The 17,431-nt window shown below is 58.4% G+C and carries 17 protein-coding genes and 5 tRNA genes; 3 read left to right on the plus strand and 19 right to left on the minus strand.

Translation table 11 applies throughout. From position 1 onward, the window contains the following. Positions 1 to 8: 8 nt before the first annotated feature. From AB5Y51_RS05875 to ruvA, 19 genes are all read right to left on the minus strand, one after another. Positions 9 to 84, minus strand: a tRNA-Lys gene (locus AB5Y51_RS05875). Positions 85 to 132: 48 nt separating this feature from the next. Beyond that, positions 133 to 208, minus strand: a tRNA-Val gene (locus AB5Y51_RS05880). Positions 209 to 227: 19 nt separating this feature from the next. Then, positions 228 to 303, minus strand: a tRNA-Lys gene (locus AB5Y51_RS05885). A 48-nt stretch (positions 304 to 351) separates the two neighbouring features. Further along, positions 352 to 427 (minus strand) — tRNA-Val (locus tag AB5Y51_RS05890). Positions 428 to 459: 32 nt separating this feature from the next. After that, positions 460 to 535, minus strand: a tRNA-Lys gene (locus tag AB5Y51_RS05895). 174 nt (positions 536 to 709) lie between these two features. Then, positions 710 to 1,519 (minus strand): tol-pal system protein YbgF, encoded by an 810-nt coding sequence (ybgF, locus tag AB5Y51_RS05900; protein ID WP_183149320.1) that lies wholly within the window; start codon positions 1,517 to 1,519, stop codon positions 710 to 712. 157 nt (positions 1,520 to 1,676) lie between these two features. After that, complete coding sequence (gene pal / locus AB5Y51_RS05905; protein WP_010672877.1) at positions 1,677 to 2,201, minus strand: peptidoglycan-associated lipoprotein Pal; 525 nt, start codon at positions 2,199 to 2,201, stop codon at positions 1,677 to 1,679. A gap of 48 nt (positions 2,202 to 2,249) precedes the next feature. Continuing rightward, entirely contained in the window at positions 2,250 to 3,575 is a 1,326-nt protein-coding gene (tolB, locus tag AB5Y51_RS05910; RefSeq protein ID WP_010672876.1) for a Tol-Pal system beta propeller repeat protein TolB, read from the minus strand. Between the two features lie 92 nt (positions 3,576 to 3,667). Further along, positions 3,668 to 4,798 carry a cell envelope integrity protein TolA gene (gene tolA, locus AB5Y51_RS05915; RefSeq protein ID WP_042014603.1) on the minus strand — a complete coding sequence of 377 codons (1,131 nt, stop codon included), beginning with the start codon at positions 4,796 to 4,798 and terminating at the stop codon, positions 3,668 to 3,670. Between the two features lie 5 nt (positions 4,799 to 4,803). Continuing rightward, the gene (tolR, locus tag AB5Y51_RS05920) at positions 4,804 to 5,250 is read right to left on the minus strand and encodes a protein TolR (protein ID WP_010672874.1); all 447 of its coding nucleotides are present in this window, start codon (positions 5,248 to 5,250) and stop codon (positions 4,804 to 4,806) included. Beyond that, on the minus strand, positions 5,250 to 5,936 hold the full coding sequence (tolQ, locus tag AB5Y51_RS05925) for a protein TolQ (RefSeq protein WP_010672873.1): 687 nt from the start codon (positions 5,934 to 5,936) through the stop codon (positions 5,250 to 5,252). Before tolQ ends, tolR begins: the two co-directional genes overlap by 1 nt. Beyond that, entirely contained in the window at positions 5,926 to 6,333 is a 408-nt protein-coding gene (ybgC, locus tag AB5Y51_RS05930) for a tol-pal system-associated acyl-CoA thioesterase (protein WP_010672872.1), read from the minus strand. The genes tolQ and ybgC overlap by 11 nt, the downstream gene beginning before the upstream one ends. A gap of 286 nt (positions 6,334 to 6,619) precedes the next feature. Further along, complete coding sequence (locus AB5Y51_RS05935) at positions 6,620 to 6,931, minus strand: cyd operon YbgE family protein (protein WP_039039483.1); 312 nt, start codon at positions 6,929 to 6,931, stop codon at positions 6,620 to 6,622. Continuing rightward, positions 6,918 to 7,034: a cytochrome bd-I oxidase subunit CydX gene (gene cydX / locus AB5Y51_RS05940; RefSeq protein WP_005331536.1), complete on the minus strand. Its 117-nt coding sequence runs from the start codon at positions 7,032 to 7,034 to the stop codon at positions 6,918 to 6,920. Before cydX ends, AB5Y51_RS05935 begins: the two co-directional genes overlap by 14 nt. 14 nt (positions 7,035 to 7,048) lie before the next feature. Then, positions 7,049 to 8,185 (minus strand): cytochrome d ubiquinol oxidase subunit II, encoded by a 1,137-nt coding sequence (gene cydB, locus AB5Y51_RS05945; protein ID WP_010672870.1) that lies wholly within the window; start codon positions 8,183 to 8,185, stop codon positions 7,049 to 7,051. Positions 8,186 to 8,197: 12 nt separating this feature from the next. Continuing rightward, positions 8,198 to 9,754 carry a cytochrome ubiquinol oxidase subunit I gene (locus AB5Y51_RS05950; protein WP_010672869.1) on the minus strand — a complete coding sequence of 519 codons (1,557 nt, stop codon included), beginning with the start codon at positions 9,752 to 9,754 and terminating at the stop codon, positions 8,198 to 8,200. Positions 9,755 to 10,440: 686 nt separating this feature from the next. Next, on the minus strand, positions 10,441 to 10,683 hold the full coding sequence (locus AB5Y51_RS05955) for a hypothetical protein (protein WP_029313687.1): 243 nt from the start codon (positions 10,681 to 10,683) through the stop codon (positions 10,441 to 10,443). Between the two features lie 10 nt (positions 10,684 to 10,693). Next, complete coding sequence (ruvB, locus tag AB5Y51_RS05960; protein ID WP_041211014.1) at positions 10,694 to 11,704, minus strand: Holliday junction branch migration DNA helicase RuvB; 1,011 nt, start codon at positions 11,702 to 11,704, stop codon at positions 10,694 to 10,696. Positions 11,705 to 11,712: 8 nt separating this feature from the next. Next, positions 11,713 to 12,327, minus strand: a complete 615-nt coding sequence (gene ruvA, locus AB5Y51_RS05965; RefSeq protein ID WP_010672867.1) for a Holliday junction branch migration protein RuvA — start codon at positions 12,325 to 12,327, stop codon at positions 11,713 to 11,715. Positions 12,328 to 12,559: 232 nt separating this feature from the next. Here ruvA and AB5Y51_RS05970 point away from each other — a divergent pair, with 232 nt between their 5' ends. The 3 genes from AB5Y51_RS05970 (at position 12,560) to AB5Y51_RS05980 (ending at position 17,255) form a co-directional block, all read left to right on the plus strand. Continuing rightward, on the plus strand, positions 12,560 to 14,569 hold the full coding sequence (locus AB5Y51_RS05970) for a methyl-accepting chemotaxis protein (RefSeq protein WP_368178152.1): 2,010 nt from the start codon (positions 12,560 to 12,562) through the stop codon (positions 14,567 to 14,569). 137 nt (positions 14,570 to 14,706) lie between these two features. Then, positions 14,707 to 16,431 (plus strand): proline--tRNA ligase, encoded by a 1,725-nt coding sequence (locus AB5Y51_RS05975; protein WP_128296422.1) that lies wholly within the window; start codon positions 14,707 to 14,709, stop codon positions 16,429 to 16,431. Between the two features lie 194 nt (positions 16,432 to 16,625). Next, a complete protein-coding gene (locus tag AB5Y51_RS05980) occupies positions 16,626 to 17,255 on the plus strand; it encodes a PolC-type DNA polymerase III (RefSeq protein WP_368178153.1) in 630 nt (209 codons plus the stop codon). The last annotated feature ends 176 nt before the right edge of the window (positions 17,256 to 17,431 follow it).

Genomic DNA, 17,431 nt, shown 5'->3' on the forward strand with positions numbered 1-17,431 from the left:
GTTCAGAGTGGTGGGTCGTGTAGGGTTCGAACCTACGACCAATTGATTAAGAGTCAACTGCTCTACCGACTGAGCTAACGACCCACATCCTGAACCTTTCACCAACCGCATGTGGCGGCCAGTGTTACAACATGGTGGTCGTTACTGGGCTCGAACCAGTGACCCCCTCCTTGTAAGGGAGGTGCTCTCCCAGCTGAGCTAAACGACCTGGGATTAAATGTTCAGAGTGGTGGGTCGTGTAGGGTTCGAACCTACGACCAATTGATTAAGAGTCAACTGCTCTACCGACTGAGCTAACGACCCACATCCTGAACTTTTCACCAACCGCATGTGGCGGCCAGCGTTACAACATGGTGGTCGTTACTGGGCTCGAACCAGTGACCCCCTCCTTGTAAGGGAGGTGCTCTCCCAGCTGAGCTAAACGACCTGGGAATATTGTCTTCACCTGCTGTGAAGAAATGGTGGGTCGTGCTGGATTCGAACCAGCGACCAATTGATTAAAAGTCAACTGCTCTACCGACTGAGCTAACGACCCTCACCACGACCAGCGCCGACTGCATTACTGCTCCGGCTCTGACGGCGGCCTATATTACGGATTTATCATCCTGGCGCAATAGAAAAATCTTAAATTAAATCTGATTGTTCACTGCGCATACAAAGCACGGCGGTATTTACAAGAGTGTTACGAAAACAGTGACATGCAGCAATGTCACAGCTTGGCCAGACTCTGTTTGGCCAGCTGGGCCGGCGAGGTGTTGGGGTAACCCTTGATCACCTGCTCATAGAAGGCCTTGGCCTCTGCTTTCTTGCCGTCAAGCTGGGCGAGCATGCCGAGTTTCAGCAGGGCATCGGCCCGCTTGGGTGACTTGCTGTATTTGTTCGCCACCGTGGAGAACTGGCTCGCGGCCCCCGCCCTGTCACCCTTGTTGAACATCAGCTGGCCGAGCCAGTAGTGGGCATTGGGGACATAGCTGGAGTTCGGGAACTGCTTGATGAACCCTTCGAAGGCAGGAATGGCCTTGTCGTAGTTCTTCTCCTTGAGCACCATGTTCACGGCCGCGTCGTAGGCCTGGTTCTCATCCTGGTTGGTGGAGTAGTTGGCAGCCGCGGCAGGAGGCGTTGCAGCACCTGCAGCAGGTGTTGCGGGCGTGGCGGCAGGCTGGCTGTTGGCCACCTTGTCGAGCTCTTGGTAGAGTTGGCGCTGGCGCTCCTGGGACTGCTCCATCTGGTAGGTCTGCTGTTCCAGCTGACCACGCAGCTCGGAGACCTCCCCTTGCAGGGAGTCGACCTGTTGCTGCAATTCGGCCTGCAGACGCAGACGGGCGTTGAGGGTACGCTCCAGCAGAGCAACCCGGTCTTCCAGGCTGCCGGTCGGTACGATGGCACCATTGTTGCCGCTCAGCACCACGCCGCTGCTGCCAGAATCCCCGCTCAGATCGCTCACGGGTGCTGCCGCTTGCACATTCAAAGCAACCAACACGGCCAGCGCAACACCAGCTTGCTTGTACACAGATTTCATTCGGATCAAACCTTAGCGTTTAGTGCAAATAAAACGGCCAGCGCATAGTCGCTCGCTGATACAGATTTCATTCGGATCAAACCTTGACGTTTAGTGCAAATAAAACGGCCATCGAAATGGCCGCTTGCATATAAACGAACTTCGTTCGACTCAAACCTTAGTAAACCAGGACCGCACGGCGGTTCTTGGCAAAGGCTTCCTCGGTATGGGACAGATCCAGCGGCTTCTCTTCGCCATAGCTGACGATGGAGAGCTGCTCGGCCTGCACACCCAGGGTTTGCAGATACTTGGCAACAGCCTTGGCACGACGCTCACCCAGCGCAATGTTGTATTCCGGCGTACCGCGCTCGTCGGCGTGGCCTTCGATCAGTACCTTGACGCTCGGACGTTCACGCAGGTAGCTGGCGTGGGCATCCAGCAGGTCGGCGTACTGACCCTGAATGTCGTAACCATCGTACGGGAAGTAGATCACGTTGTCGCGTTGCAGCGCTTCGAACTTCTGACGCATCTGCTCTTCCGGGGACAACATGCCGTTGGCGCCGCCGGTTTGTACACCGCCCATGCCATCAGTCATGCCGGACTCGGCGCCAGCGGCGTCGGAGTCGGAAGAGGAGCTACAGGCAGCCAGGGTGAACAGTGGCAGTGCGATGGCCAGACCCTTGAGCAGTTTATTGAGTTGCATGCTATTTCCTTAAACCTTTATAACAAAACAAAAAACAATCGATTTTTATCAATTCAAGAAGGGCGACCAAGCTGGTGCACGAATTTCACCGCTACTGGTCGGAAGCACTGCCTTGAAGCGACCGTCGGTCGACACCAATGCAAGACTCTTACGACCCTGATAGATGGTGGCATAAATGATCATGCTGCCATTGGGAGCCACACTTGGCGATTCATCCAGAGCACTCTGGGTCAGTACCAGCATGGCTCCATTTTCCATATCCTGGCGAGCGATGCGATATTGTCCCTGAACCCGGGTCACCATCACCATGGACTTGCCGTCCGGTGTGATGGATGCCCCCTGGTTGGAATCCCCTTCCCAGGTCATCCGGCGAGTCATGCCAGTCGCCAAATTTACGCTATAAATCTGGGGTTTGCCACCACGTTCAGAGGTGAACAGCAAAGTTTGACCGTCCGGCATCCAGGAGGGTTCGGTGTCGATGGTGCGGTTATTTGTGACTCGAGTGAGTTGCTTGCTAGCAACATCAACGACATAGATGTCAGGCTGCCCATCTTTGGACAGAACAATAGCCAAACGACGACCATCTGGAGACCACTCCGGCGCACCGTTGATGCCACGGAAGCTGGTGATCAGACTGCGCTGCTGGGTGTAGATGTCCTGCACATAGATCTCGGACTTCTGGTTCTCGAAGCTCACGTAAGCCAGCTTGCTGCCATCCGGCGACCAGGCCGGGGACATCAGGGGTTCACGGGAGCGCAGCAGAGTCTTCTCGTTGTAGCCGTCGTAGTCGGAGATCCGCAGCTGATACGGGAACTGGGTGCCCTGCTGCACGGAGACATAGGCCAGACGAGTCAGGAAGGCACCACGCTCACCGGTCAGACGCTCGTAGACGATGTCGGAGATGCGGTGGGCAAACTGGCGCATCTGGGCACCCGGGATGGTCGCCATGCGGCTGTCCAGGATGTAACCGTTCGCTTCACCGCCCTGGGTCTTGGCCAGCTGGCCTTTCAGGACGTCGACCAGCTCGAAGTTGATCTTGTAGGTGCCATCACCCACGGCGGCGATGGAGCCGACCACCACGGCTTCGACCCCCTGGGAAGCCCAGGGCGCGAAGTTGATCTCGCCGCTGGTGCTCGGCGTCTGCGGCATCTGGCCACGGGCCAGCGGCTTGAACTTGCCGCTGCGCATCAGGTCGTTGGAGACCACTTCCGCGATATCCTGCGGCAACTGGCCATTGCCCTCCCACTTGAAGGGGGCGATGGCAATGGGGCGTGCACTGTCAATACCGCCGGTGATGACGATGTCCAAGGCCGCCTGAGCGCTCTGGCCTAGCAGAAGGCAGCCAACCAAAGCAAAAAACACTTTTCTTATCATGGCTTAAATACTCTGTTCCAAAAAAATGAGAGGTGAAATCCCTTTATCAGCAGATGCTGCCAACCACGGTCATTGACCCCGTTCTATCACGCTTAGATGCTCGGTTCTAACTTGAGGTTAAACTCCTTCAACATCTCGAATGCCGCCGGATCCTTCGGCACCGGCAACTGGTTGGCCTTCAGCACCGCCGCCTTGCCGGAGCGGCAGACCGCCGGATCACCCTGACCGTTGTCCACCGAGATGACGAAGCCGCTACTGGCCAACTTGACACCGATAGTACATGTTTTGCCCCGCATGGTGGGATCCAAAATCATGTAGCGCTCGACCGTGGCCTTGATGAGGGCGGCATACTTGTCGACCTCGCCCTTGGCGGCTGCCGATGCTGCCTGACTGCGCGCATTGGCCTCGGCGGCCAGCTGCTGCTCCATCATGGCTTCCATCTCTTTTTGCAACTTGGCCTCTTCGGCCGCCTTGCGCTTGCGCTCCGCCTCAATCTTGGCCTTTCTGTCGGCCTCGGCCTTCGCCTTCTTCTCTGCGTCAGCTTTTGCCTTCTTGTCCGCCTCTTCCTTCGCCTTCTTCTCGGCCTCGGCCTTGGCTTTCTTCTCGGCTTCCGCCTTCGCCTTTTTCTCGGCTTCGGCCTTGGCCTTCTTCTCGGCTTCCGCTTTCTTGGCCTTGGCCTCTTCCGCCTTGGCCTTCTCTTCAGCCTGCTTCTTCTCCAGCTCTTCTTTTTTCTTCTTGAGCGCCAGCGCCTTGGCCTCTTCCGCCGCCTTGCGTTCGGCTTCGGCCTTCTTGGTCTTCTGCTCTTCCAGCTTGCGGGCTTCCTCGGCTTTCTGGGCCTTCTCTTCCGCCTGCTTCTGTTCAGCCTCTTTCTTCTGCTTGTCGGCTTCGGCCTTGCGGGTCGCCTCTTCGGCCTGCTTGCGCTTGGTCTCGGCGATACGCAGACGCTCCTGCTCCTGTGCCAGCTCGCGTTTGACGCGCTCAGCGTCTTCCTTGTCCTTCTGCTGCTGTGCAGCCTTGGGCTGGGCCTGCTTCTGCTGCTGGACCTGCTGCATCTGCTGCTCCAGCATTTCGCTGTCCATCATGACCGCATTGACGATCTGTCCCTTGGACTCGGGGCGCTTGGGTTTGCTGAAGTCGACACCGACCAGCAGGATGATGCCGATGATCAGATGCAGCAGCAGCGACGCGACGAGATAACCGGAAATACCACGCTTCACATCCATCTCCGTCAGTTCACCGGATCCGTCATCAGACCAACCTGAGGCACACCGGCTTTCTTGAGGGCCACCATCAGCAGGATCACCTCCTCGTAGCGTACGGACTTGTCACCGGCGACCACCACGGGCGCGTTCTGGTTGATGGCCAGATAGCCCATGGCCTTCTCGGTGATGTACTGCTGCATCGCCTCTGGTGTGCCGCTCGGTACGGGTTCGTCATCCGCCTCGCCGGCCTTGATGACGTACTCACCCTCGGTATTGACGCTGACGATGAAAGGCGGCTTGGAGTCTTCCGGCAACTGCTCGGACTCCGCCTGGGGCAGGTCGACCTTGACCCCCTGCGTGATCACGGGCGTGACCGCCATGAAGATGATGAGCAGCACCAGCATGACGTCGATATAGGGCACCACGTTGATCTCGGCGACCTTCTTGCGTTTGAGCCGCTGATAGGTTTGCATTACTTCTCACCCTGCTGTGCGATTTGGCGGTTCAGAATGGTGGTGAACTCGTCCATGAAGTTGGCGTAGGCGTTTTCCAGCCGTTCGACCTTGTTGGTGAAGCGGTTGTAGAAGATAACGGCCGGGATGGCGGCAAACAGACCCATGGCGGTGGCGATCAGCGCCTCCGCGATACCCGGTGCCACCATCTGCAGGGTCGCCTGCTGAACCTGGCCCAGAGCGATAAAGGCGTTCATGATCCCCCAGACGGTACCGAACAGACCGATATAGGGGCTGATGGAACCGATGGTCGCCAAGACCGGCAGGTTGGACTCGAGATCGTCCACTGCACGGGACAGGGAGACGCGCATGGCGCGATAGGTACCGTCCATCACCGCATCCTGACCGCGGGCACCGGCCTTGAGCAGGCGGGCATACTCCTTGAAGCCGGAGTAGAAGATGTCTTCCATGCCTTCGATGTCGTCACGACGGGAGGAGGACTCCTGGTAGAGACGATTGAGGTCGACCCCGGACCAGAATCTGTCTTCAAACTGCTCCGAGGCGAGGTTGGCCGCCTTGATGGCCTTGGAGCGCTGGATGATCAGCGCCCAGGAGACGACCGACATGCCCATCAGGGTCATCATGACCAGTTTCACCAACAGACTGGCTTGCCAGAACAGGCCAATAAACGAAATTTCAGCGTGCACTTAACAGCACTCCCTTGATTTTTTCAGGTATTGCAACAGGTTTCATTTGCGGATGACTGACACAGGCGATCTGTACCATGGCCTGAGTGATCAGCCGTCCATCAGCCGCCAGGATCTGCTGTGAAAAACGCATGGAAGCGCGTTTCACTTCAGTTACTTGCGTCATTACGGTCAGCAGTTCATTGAAGCGGGCCGCCGCGCGGAAGTCGATTTCGGTGCGACTCACCACAAACGCGATCCCTGCCTGCAGCAGGACATCCTGTTCGATGCCGCCTGCGCGCAGGAATTCGGTGCGGGCCCGTTCCATAAACTTGAGATAATTGGCGTTGTAGACGATGCCTCCGGCATCCGTGTCTTCGTAGTAGACACGCACCGGAAACTCAGAGACTTCCCCCATAAAAATCTGTGATCCATTCGACAGTCAGATGGGGGGCTATCATAGCGCAGGGCTGAATAGGAAAGAAGCAGGGGGAGACAGGGAAATCCCGTCTCTTCCTGTTTTTTATGGCGTGCTGCGGCGCCGACAGGCCGAAGACCACAGGGCTGTCAGCATCGCAAGAAAAGCGGAAAAGAGAAGTGGCTGCGAGCGGCGTGACGAGCGAGGTTCGGTTGCTCTGACCGGGCGACGGCACGCCCGTCAAAAAAGAAGAAGGAGGTGGGCTCATGCCGACCTCCTTCATCATTTATGGCAGGTAGTAGCTGCTGGTCAGCCAGAGCCCGCAGAGCAGGCTGGGCAGGGCGAGCCAGGGGAAGAACAGCACGCGACCCACCAGGCTGCGCGGGTGAAACCCCAGTCCATGCATGACACCGCAACAGACCGCCCACATCAGCCAGGGCGCAAGCCAGAGGCCGTGCTCACTGGTGTTGGCCGCGACCAGGTTGGGCGCCTGCAAGATGGCGACAGCCAGCAGGGCCGCCGCCAGCAGCATCAGACCTTGCCATGGCTGGCGCTCCAGAGGAGCGGCCAGCCGGGCGAGCCTGTCACTTGTCTTCATCAATCTGACGATCCAGGTTCTCGGTGTGCTCCAGCCAGAGCGCATTGATAATCCCAAACGCACAGGCCAGCAGCAGCCCCAGGATCCAGGTGAAATACCACATATCAGGGCACCTTCTTAGTAGAGCGATTGTTGGTTGTCTTCGATGTGCTTGTTACTCACCCGGCCGAACATCTTGATGTAGGTCCAGATGGTGTAAGCCAGCACGGTCGGCACGAAGACGACTGCGACTACCGTCATCACCTTGAGGGTGTTGAAGGAGGCGGTGGAATCCCACATGGTCAGGCTCTGGGACGGCTCGAGGCTCGAGGGCATCACGAACGGGAACATGGAGAAGCCCGCGGTCAGGATGATGCCGGCGATGGCCAGGGAGGAGAACAGGAACGCCACCCAACCCTTGTCCAGCTTGGCCGCCACGGCGGTCAGCAGACACATCACCAGACCCAGAACGGGTGCGGCAATCATCCAGGGATAGAGGTTGTAGTTCTGCATCCAGGCACCGGCCTGCACCACCACTTCCTTGTGAAGGGGGTTGGTGACGGCGTCGGTGGCGACGGAGCCCACAATCACATAACCATCCATGCCGCTCACCCAGACACCGGCCAGGGCGAACAGCACCAGGGTCAGCAGGGAGAAGATCATGGCGGCGGTGCGAGAGCGCGCCAGCACTTCACCTTCGGTCTTCATCATCAGCCAGGTTGCACCCTGGGTGATGATCATGAAGAGGCTCACCAGACCGGCCAGCAGACCGAACGGATTGAGCAGACCGAAGAAGTTGCCGTGATAGGTCATCATCAGGAACTGGTTGAAGCTGAACGGTACACCCTGCAGCAGGTTGCCGAACGCCACCCCGAAGATGACAGGGGGAATGGCGCTACCGGCAAACAGAGCCCAGTCCCAGTTGGAGCGCCACTTGGCATCTTCCTGCAGGGAGCGGTACTTGAAGCCGACCGGACGGAAGAACAGCGCCATCAGGGTCAGGATCATGGCAATGTAGAAGCCGGAGAAGGCCGCCGCATAGACCATGGGCCAGGCGGCAAACAGGGCACCACCGGCGGTCACCAGCCAGACCTGGTTGCCTTCCCAGTGCGGCCCCATGGTGTTGAGCATCACGCGACGCTCCACATCCTTCTTGCCGACGAAGGGGAGCAGGGCGCCCACCCCCATATCGAAACCGTCGGTGATGGCAAACCCGATCAGCAGCACGCCGACCAGCACCCACCAGACCAGACGCAACAGTTCGTAATCAAACATGGGTCACTCTCCTTATGCCTTGCTCTGTTCGAAGTGGTACTTGCCCGTCTTCAGGCTGCTTGGGCCCAGGCGCGCATACTTGAACATCAGGTACATCTCGATGATCAGCAGTACGGTGTAGAACAGGAAGATCCCGATCAGAGAGAACCAGATCTCGGACGCAGGAATGTTGGATGCAGAGACATAAGTCGGCAGCATCTCGGCGATGGTCCAGGGTTGACGACCATATTCAGCGACAAACCAGCCCGCCTCGATGGCGATCCAGGGCAGCGGAATGCCGTACAGCAGCGCCTTGAGCAGCCACTTGCGCTCGCCGATCTTGTGGCGGGTGCTGTCATAGAAGGCCAGACCGATCAGCACCAGCATCAGGATGCCGCAGGCGACCATGATGCGGAAGGCGAAGAACAGCGGCAGTACCTGCGGGATGGAGTCATCCACGGCAGCCTTGATCTGCTCGTCGGTGGCGTCGGTCACGTTGGGGGTGTAACGCTTGAGCAGGAGACCATAGCCCAGATCCTGCTTCACTTCGTCGAAGCGGGCGCGGGTATCGTCGGACTTGTCACCGGATTGCAGCTTGGTCAGCAGGTCGTAGGCGGTCATGCCGTTGCGCACGCGCAGCTCATGCTCGCTCTTGAGATCCTTGAGACCAGTCACCTGACCGTCCAGGGAACGGGTGGCGATGATGCCGAGGGCATAGGGGATCTTGATGGCGTAGTCGGTGCGCATCTCTTCCTGGTTCGGGATCCCGAACAGGGTGAAGGATGCCGGAGCCGGCTCCGTGTTCCACTCGGCCTCGATGGCCGCCAGTTTCACCTTCTGCACTTCCCCGGTCTCGTAGCCGGACTCGTCACCCAGCACCAGCACGGAGAGGATGGAGGCCATGCCGAACGCGGCCGCGATGGCGAAGGAGCGACGAGCGAACGCCACATCACGATTCTTCAGCAGGTAATAGGAGGAGATCCCGAGCACGAACATGGCGCCCGTGGTATAGCCTGCCGCCACGGTGTGGACGAACTTGACCTGGGCAACCGGGTTGAACACCAGGTCGGCGAAGCTCACCATCTCCATGCGCATGGATTCGAAGTTGAACTCGGCACCCACCGGGTTCTGCATCCAGCCGTTGGCGACCAGGATCCACAGTGCGGAGAGGTTGGTCCCGAGCGCCATCAGCCAGGTAGCCGCCAGGTGCTGGCGCTTGCTGAGACGATCCCAACCGAAGAAGAACATACCGACGAAGGTGGACTCCAGGAAAAAGGCCATCAAGCCTTCGATGGCCAGCGGGGCCCCGAAGATGTCGCCGACATAGTGGGAGTAGTAAGCCCAGTTGGTACCGAACTGAAACTCCATGGTGAGCCCGGTGGTAACCCCGAGGGCAAAGTTGATACCGAACAACTTGCCCCAGAACTTGGTCATGTCCCGGTACACTGTGTTGTTGGTCATCACATAGACAGACTCCATGATCGCCAGGATGAAGGCCATCCCCAGCGTCAAGGGTACAAACAGGAAGTGATAAAGGGCCGTCGCAGCAAATTGGAACCGCGATAGGTCTACCACATGCTCAGCAATCATGATGTTTCCTCACCGATTATTGGCACGGCTATTTTAAGTTTTAAGGACAAAGCTTCCATTGGAAGTCCCCGAACGGTCGGTCACCCCTCGCGGACTGACCGGATTCGACTGCCACCACATTAACAACAAGGCAATATACAGGAACAAAAAAAGCTAATGTTTAACATCTAATAAACAATAACCAGGGTTCTATTCCCGCCTATAATGATCGCTGTTTTATATCACCTTTATTTGATTGAAATCAATGTAAAACCACCCTCAATACATGTTTTTTCAAGGTAACTTATGGGGCTTTTCCCATTAATTATGGGAGCTTCATCACAAAAAACGACAAGTCGTAAATAATTGATTTAAATCAATTTTGTGACTCACCAAAATAGTTTCAATTCTGTTAAACAAATACACAACCCCGGGAATAAAGCCTTCGCGTCTCGATTATTTCAATAAATGGCCAGGCTCATCCAAAAATCAATTTAAACCCAGTAAAAACACATGTTTATGCGGATTGACACCCCCACCAAAGTCATTAGTTTATCTAATCAAAAGCCCATAGATTTTCTTGTTTGCCCCACCCGGAAAGAGCTCCTACAATGCGCCTCGCAGTGAGGGCATACCTCTGAATACAGGCCGGTCATTCCGGGTTCCCGGTACGTATTCGATGAACATTTCGAACCTGTTTGTTGGGATTAATGATGAAAAAGTTTGTTGCCAAGACCATCCGTTACTACAAGCTTTCTTTCGTTCAACTCTATCAAATGAACCGACTCTGAAGCCTCGCGACGGCTCCTCTGTTTTTTCCCGACCGGTCTGCAGACGCGCTCACTGTCTGTGAACATCCATCCTGAATTGTCTTTGCCCACCGCCTGTGCCGTGGGCTTTTTTTTGCCCGCAAAACAAAAAGCCGCCTCAAGGGCGGCTTTTTGGTTCATATCGCAACGTCTACTGATCTGCCGGTCGTTCCAGGCCAAAGTGTGCATAGGCTCTCTGAGTTGCGATCCGCCCTCTGGGTGTACGTTGCAGATAGCCTTGCTGGATCAGATAAGGTTCCAGCACGTCTTCTATGGTGTCCTTCTCCTCACCGATGGCGGCGGCCAGGTTGTCGAGCCCGACGGGCCCCCCCATAAACTTGTCGATGACGGCCAACAATAGCTTGCGATCCATGAAGTCGAAACCTTCGTTGTCCACGTCCAGCATGTCCATGGCACGGGCCGCAATGGGTCCGTCAATTCGCCCGTCAGACTTCACCTGGGCAAAATCCCGTACCCGCCTTAACAAACGGTTAGCAATCCGCGGTGTCCCCCGGGAGCGACGGGCTACCTCGAGAGCGCCGTCTTCCGTCATGTCGAGCCCGAGGCAGCGGGCGCTGCGAGAGACGATGTCGGTCAGGTCCTTGACGTTGTAAAACTCGAGGCGCTGCACGATGCCAAACCGATCCCGCAGGGGGCTGGTGAGGGAGCCGGCCCGGGTGGTGGCACCGATCAGGGTGAAGGGAGGGAGATCGAGCTTGATGGAGCGGGCGGCGGGCCCCTCCCCTATCATGATGTCGAGCTGATAATCCTCCATGGCCGGGTAGAGCACCTCCTCCACCACCGGGCTGAGACGGTGGATCTCGTCGATGAAGAGCACATCGTTCGGTTCCAGGTTGGTGAGGAGCGCCGCCAGATCGCCGGCCTTCTCCAGCACGGGGCCCGAGGTGGTCTTGATGTTGACCCCCATCTCGTTGGCGACGATGTTGGCCAGCGTGGTCTTGCCAAGGCCGGGAGGCCCGAAGATCAGCAGATGATCGAGGGCCTCCCCGCGCTGGCGGGCGGCCTCGATGAAGATCTCCATCTGATCGCAGACGTGATCCTGTCCGGTGTAATCGGCCAGCTTTCTGGGCCGGATGGCCCGATCGATGATCTCGTCCTCACGGGCGGCACCGGCCGAGATGAGGCGATCCGCTTCAATCATTGTCTACCTCACACCAGGCTGCGCAGGGATTCACGAATGATCTCCTCTACCGACATGCCATCGGCGGCCACCTTGCTGACGATCTGGCTGGCCTGCTGCGGCTTGTAGCCGAGGGCCACCAGTGCACTGGCCGCCTCCTCGCTCGCATCCGGGGCACGCAGCGGGCTCTCTTTCGCGGGCAGGGTGATTTCGGCCGGGGAGAAGAGATCGTGGCTGACCCAGCCCTTGAGGCGGTCTTTCATCTCCACCACCAGGCGCTCGGCGGTCTTCTTGCCCACGCCGGGCAACTTGACCAGGGAGCTTATCTCCTCGCGCTCGACGCTCATCACAAACTGGGTGGCCGTCATGCCGGAGAGAATGGCCAGGGCCAGCTTGGGGCCGACCCCGTTGGTCTTGATCAGCTCGCGAAACAGCGCCCGCTCCTGCTTGTGGTTGAAGCCGTAGAGCAGCTGGGCATCTTCACGCACCACGAAGTGGGTGTGAATGACGGCCTCCTTCCCGAGTTCGGGCAGATCATAGAAGCAGCTCATGGGCATATGAACCTCATATCCCACCCCTCCGACTTCCAGCAACACCTCGGGGGGTTGCTTCTCGATGATGACGCCTCTCAAGCGACCGATCATGTTCTTTTCCTCGCCACGCAGACTCTCGCAAATTGGGTCATAGCATAAAGAATAACTGGATAAGTATCCAGCATAGGTCCATGCAGATCATGGGATGACCAGCTCTTCATACCCGGCCATTTCCCTCGTTCAGAACACAGTCTGTCACTTTATTTTCCATCGGGGATGGCACATCTTCGTCATTGATTGAACACTGAAATGGTCTTGTTCGGCACCAGGGAAGGCTTGATTCATGAAAATCGTCACCACATCCAACCTCGGACTCACCATTCTACTCGGCTGCACCCTGGGCATGGGGGCGATCGGCTGGTATGGCAGCCAGCGGCTGGCTGATCTGCTCTCCTACGTCCTGGGTGCCGCCTGGCAGACGGCAGATGGTGCCATGGAGGGCTCCATCGAACTCGGCAACCAGTCGCTCTATATCCAGAAAATGCTCTCGGGGATCCCCCTCGACGCACCGGAACTGCAACGGGCAAAAGAAGCGGCCAGCGACGCCTTGCGCCGGGTGGAGCAAGGCGGGCTCATCGATGGGGCGGCCATTACCACACTGAAGCAGCATGAGCAGACCTATCAGCAAGAGCAGGCACAGCTGCTGACCCTCTATCGCACCTTCACAAGCACCGATGAGGCGCTGCGCGCCAGTTCTGAACGCATGTCACGCCTCTCGACCAGGCTGGAGGTGATCGGTGACGAGGCCGTCGAGAGCCTCACCCGCTCACCGGATCAGGCCATCAGCTGGCACGGCGGCCTCGCGACCCGCTGGCAGGCGGCCGATGGCGGCATGGAGGCCAACATCGGATTCCTGCGCCAGCTCTATGCGCTGGAGAAGATGCAGAGCGAAGGCCCTACTCCTGCCATCCAGGCCGAGCTGGCACAAGCCACCCGCTTCTATCAGGACGCGGTTGACGGCATGCTGGCAACCGGCCAGTTCGATGTGCCCGGTGACGGGGAGTTTGCAGGCCAAATGCTCTCCACCCAGTATCGCGCCCTGCAAGCCGACAATGCCCGCCTGATCCGTGAATGGACCACAGCCTTGAGCGCTTATCAGAACCAGCTGGCCCGTTACGAACACAGTGCCGACCAGCTCAGGCTGGCGCTGGTCGAGGTCGAGGCCCAGGGGGACGCCACCGTCGAGGATCAGGTTCACCAGCTCAACGCCATCATCGACTACACCAGGGGACTCATCCTGGGGGGCTTGCTGCTCAGCCTGCTGATCGTCACCTGTTGCGGCTTCTGGCTGGTGCGCACCATTGTTCGCCCGCTACTCCAGGTCGACAAGCGCATGCAGGACATCGCCGCCGGGGAAGGAGATCTCAATGCCCGCATCAACCTCTCACGCGACGACGAGATTGGCTCCCTGGCCGGCAGCGTGGATCGCTTCATCGAGAAGCTGCAGATGATGATCAGCGCCACCATGGACAACAACCAGCACATCAACCAACACGTGCACACCTCGGTCAACCGGGTCCAGGCCATCAGCCAGAGCAGCCGCCAGACCGCTGCACATGCCCAGGCGCTGCACCACGACAGCGAGCAGATGGTGCAGGTGGCCACCACCATCTCGGACAACTGCAACCTGGCGGCACACAACGCCAACGAGGTACGCCAGCTCACCACGCAAAGCAGCCAGTATGTCTCCTCCGCCACCGCCGGCATGCAGCGGGTGGTCATGGAGGTGGGTGAATGTGCCACCGCCATCAACGCCCTCAAGGAGCAGGCAGGGCAGATTGGCCAGATCATCTCCACCATCAGCAATATCTCGGAGCAGACCAACCTGCTGGCTCTCAATGCCGCCATCGAAGCCGCCCGGGCGGGCGAGATGGGGCGCGGTTTTGCCGTGGTGGCCGACGAGGTGCGCACCCTGGCCAATCGCACCGCCACCTCCAGCGCCGAGATAACGGACGTGATCAACAGCATCCAGCAGCAGACAGAGCAGGCCTATCTGATGATGCAACGTAACCTGAAAACCGTGGAATCGGGTATGGCGGACTCCGACAACACCAAACAGATCCTGTTCAAGGTAGAAGAGGCCATCGATCAGCTCGCCGACATGGTGCAACAGGTAGCAGAGGCGACCAGCCAGCTTTCCCACACCCTGGGGCACACCACGGGCAAGGTTTCGGATATCAGCCTGCAGGCCCAGACGGGCGAACAGGAAGCCCAGGAGTGCCTGCAACTGGCCTCCTCCCTCCATCAGGCCAGCCAGCAGCAACAGCAGTTGCTGTCGCAATTTCGGGTCTAGTGCGGGCGGGGCAAGGCCCCCGCCCTCCCCCCAGTGCCGCTGAATTTAGCCCTTGGGCCGGGGGACTTCGCCTGTTAAAATTCCGCACTTGAAATTTTCCAGGGCCAAGCCGCCCGAACTAGCGAAGGTCTACCGCGATGCGTACCAGCCAATATCTGCTTTCCACTCTCAAGGAAACCCCCTCCGACGCTGAAGTTGTCAGCCACCAGCTGATGCTGCGCGCCGGGATGATCCGCAAACTCGCTTCCGGCATGTACGCCTGGCTGCCGACCGGCCTGCGGGTCCTGAAGAAGATTGAAAACATCGTCCGCGAAGAGATGAACAATGCGGGTGCCGTCGAAGTATCCATGCCGGTGGTACAGCCCGCCGAGCTGTGGCAGGAGTCCGGCCGCTGGGATGACTACGGCCCCGAGCTGTGCCGCCTGACCGACCGTCACAACCGCCCCTTCGTGCTGGGTCCGACCCACGAAGAGGTGATCACCGCGCTGGTCCGTTACGAAGTGAACAGCTACAAGCAACTGCCGCTGAATCTGTACCAGATCCAGACCAAGTTCCGCGATGAAGTGCGCCCCCGTTTCGGCGTGATGCGCGGCCGCGAATTCCTGATGAAGGATGCCTACTCCTTCCACATCGACAAGGCCTCCCTGGTCGATACCTATGAGAAGATGCATGCGGCCTACTGCACCGCCTTCACTCGCATGGGCCTGAACTTCCGCCCGGTGCAGGCCGATACCGGCTCCATCGGGGGCACCGGCTCCCACGAATTCCAGGTGCTGGCTGAGAGCGGTGAAGACTTGATCGCCTTCTCCGATACATCCGATTACGCCGCCAACATCGAGATGGCCGAAGCCCTGGCACCGGCTGGCGAGCGCGCTGCCGCAACCAAAGCCCTGACCAAGGTGGCCACCCCGGCTGTCCACACCATCGATGAAGTAGCCGCTTTCCTGAACGTGGCGCCGACCGCCATCGCCAAGACCCTGCTGGTACTGGCCGAGGAAGACGAGCACGGCAAACAGGCCGTCATCGCCCTGGTACTGCGTGGCGACCACGAGCTGAACGAAATCAAGGCCGAGAAGCTTTCTGGCGTGGCTAACCCGCTGACCTTCGCCAATGACGAGCAGATCAAAGCGGCCGCCGGTTGCGATGCAGGCTCCATCGGCCCGGTCGGCTTTGCCGGTCGCATCATCGTCGATCGCAGCGCCGCCCATCTGAGCGATTTTGTTTGCGGCGCCAACGAGACCGGTTTCCACCTGACCGGTGCCAACTGGGATCGCGACATCACCTCTTTTGAGGTTGCCGACCTGCGCAACGTGGTAGAAGGCGACCCGAGCCCGTGCGGCCAGGGCAAGCTGCTGCTCAAGCGCGGTATCGAAGTGGGCCACATCTTCCAGCTGGGTACCAAGTACTCCGAAGCGATGAAGGCGAGCGTGCTGAACGAAGGCGGCAAGTCCGTCACCATGGAAATGGGTTGCTACGGTATCGGGGTTTCCCGTCTGGTGGCTGCCGCCATCGAGCAGAACAACGACCAGTACGGCATCATCTGGCCGGATGCCATCGCCCCGTTCGAAGTAGCCATCGTGCCGATGAACATGCACAAGTCCGAGCGCGTGGCCGAGCAGGCGCAGCAGTTCTACGCCGAGCTCAAAGCCGCCGGTGTGGACGTGCTGTTTGACGACCGCAAGGAGCGCCCGGGTGTGATGTTCGCCGACATGGAGCTGATCGGTGTGCCCCACGCCATCGTCATCGGTGACCGCGGTCTGGACAACGGCGTGGTGGAGTACAAGTGCCGCCGCTCCGGCGAGAAGCAGGAAGTGGCGATCAAAGAGATCGTTGCCCTGCTCAAGGCCAAGCTGGGTCGCTGATAACGCGACACCGCCTTTCGCTTTTCATAGGAAAGCCCCGAGTGCCACGGCACTCGGGGCTTTTTATATGGCTCTCAGCCATGATGCACAAAAATGCGTCTCCAGCGTGAACCAATGAGATAACTGCATTGCCCTGTACACGGCACGGCTGATTTCCTAGACTGGCGCTCTTTACCGAGCTTGCCCGAGAAGTTATGTCCATCGCCTCAGCCAATACCGTTGTCGTGCTCGACTTCGAGACCACAGGGCTTTCACCCGGACAAGGGGATAGAGCCATCGAGATCGGTGCCGTCAGAATCAAGGATGGCCATATCAGTGAGCGTTTCTCGGCATTGATGAATCCGGGCTTCAACGTGAGCAGCTTCATCGAGCAATATACCGGGATCAGCAATGCCATGCTGAAACAGGCTCCCCCCTGTAACGAGGTGATGGCGGATTTCGTCGACTTTATCGGTGATGACAATCTGGTCGCCCACAACGCCTCCTTCGACAAGCGCTTTCTGGATGCGGAAATAGAGCGATTGTCGGCGCAATACCGCGGCCAGTTCGCCTGTTCCCTGCTGCTATCGAGGCGCCTGTTTCCCGATGCCCCGGATCACAAGCTGGGTACCCTGGTGCAATACCGGAGCCTGCCCAATGACGGGGTGTTTCACCGTGCCCTGGCGGATGCCGAGGTGACGGCTCACCTCTGGCTTGCCTTGTTGGAAGAGCTGGCGTGTCGACATGGCATTATCGACCCGGACTTTGAATTGCTGCTGACCCTTGGCAAGAAGCCAAAACAGGTGATTTCATCCTTCCTGCGGGAATATGCGACTCGGAAATAATATGTGCCGACATGCATCATCAATCATCCATGCCATGTCGGCACTGAATTTACCCGCCTTCACATCCATGATGGCCCGGCGTAAAGAGAGGCAGGCAAGCAGATAATTTAGCACTGCACATCAATGAAAAAGCGCGCCAAATGGCGCGCCTTTTGTTTCTGCTCTTCTGGGCGGCA

The sequence above is a fragment of the Aeromonas sp. R7-1 genome, assembly GCF_040908115.1.
Taxonomy (GTDB): Bacteria; Pseudomonadota; Gammaproteobacteria; order Enterobacterales; family Aeromonadaceae; genus Aeromonas; species Aeromonas caviae.

Excerpts from the sequence above, each read along its gene's own strand:
- ybgF (WP_183149320.1), bottom strand. The coding sequence starts at position 1,519 with ATGAAATCTGTGTACAAGCAAGCTGGTGTTGCGCTGGCCGTGTTGGTT.
- pal (WP_010672877.1), bottom strand. The coding sequence starts at position 2,201 with ATGCAACTCAATAAACTGCTCAAGGGTCTGGCCATCGCACTGCCACTG.
- tolB (WP_010672876.1), bottom strand. The coding sequence starts at position 3,575 with ATGATAAGAAAAGTGTTTTTTGCTTTGGTTGGCTGCCTTCTGCTAGGC.
- tolA (WP_042014603.1), bottom strand. The coding sequence starts at position 4,798 with ATGGATGTGAAGCGTGGTATTTCCGGTTATCTCGTCGCGTCGCTGCTG.
- tolR (WP_010672874.1), bottom strand. The coding sequence starts at position 5,250 with ATGCAAACCTATCAGCGGCTCAAACGCAAGAAGGTCGCCGAGATCAAC.
- ybgC (WP_010672872.1), bottom strand. The coding sequence starts at position 6,333 with ATGGGGGAAGTCTCTGAGTTTCCGGTGCGTGTCTACTACGAAGACACG.
- AB5Y51_RS05935 (WP_039039483.1), bottom strand. The coding sequence starts at position 6,931 with ATGAAGACAAGTGACAGGCTCGCCCGGCTGGCCGCTCCTCTGGAGCGC.
- cydX (WP_005331536.1), bottom strand. The coding sequence starts at position 7,034 with ATGTGGTATTTCACCTGGATCCTGGGGCTGCTGCTGGCCTGTGCGTTT.
- cydB (WP_010672870.1), bottom strand. The coding sequence starts at position 8,185 with ATGTTTGATTACGAACTGTTGCGTCTGGTCTGGTGGGTGCTGGTCGGC.
- AB5Y51_RS05950 (WP_010672869.1), bottom strand. The coding sequence starts at position 9,754 with ATGATTGCTGAGCATGTGGTAGACCTATCGCGGTTCCAATTTGCTGCG.
- AB5Y51_RS05955 (WP_029313687.1), bottom strand. The coding sequence starts at position 10,683 with ATGAACCAAAAAGCCGCCCTTGAGGCGGCTTTTTGTTTTGCGGGCAAA.
- ruvB (WP_041211014.1), bottom strand. The coding sequence starts at position 11,704 with ATGATTGAAGCGGATCGCCTCATCTCGGCCGGTGCCGCCCGTGAGGAC.
- ruvA (WP_010672867.1), bottom strand. The coding sequence starts at position 12,327 with ATGATCGGTCGCTTGAGAGGCGTCATCATCGAGAAGCAACCCCCCGAG.
- AB5Y51_RS05970 (WP_368178152.1), top strand. The coding sequence starts at position 12,560 with ATGAAAATCGTCACCACATCCAACCTCGGACTCACCATTCTACTCGGC.
- AB5Y51_RS05975 (WP_128296422.1), top strand. The coding sequence starts at position 14,707 with ATGCGTACCAGCCAATATCTGCTTTCCACTCTCAAGGAAACCCCCTCC.
- AB5Y51_RS05980 (WP_368178153.1), top strand. The coding sequence starts at position 16,626 with ATGTCCATCGCCTCAGCCAATACCGTTGTCGTGCTCGACTTCGAGACC.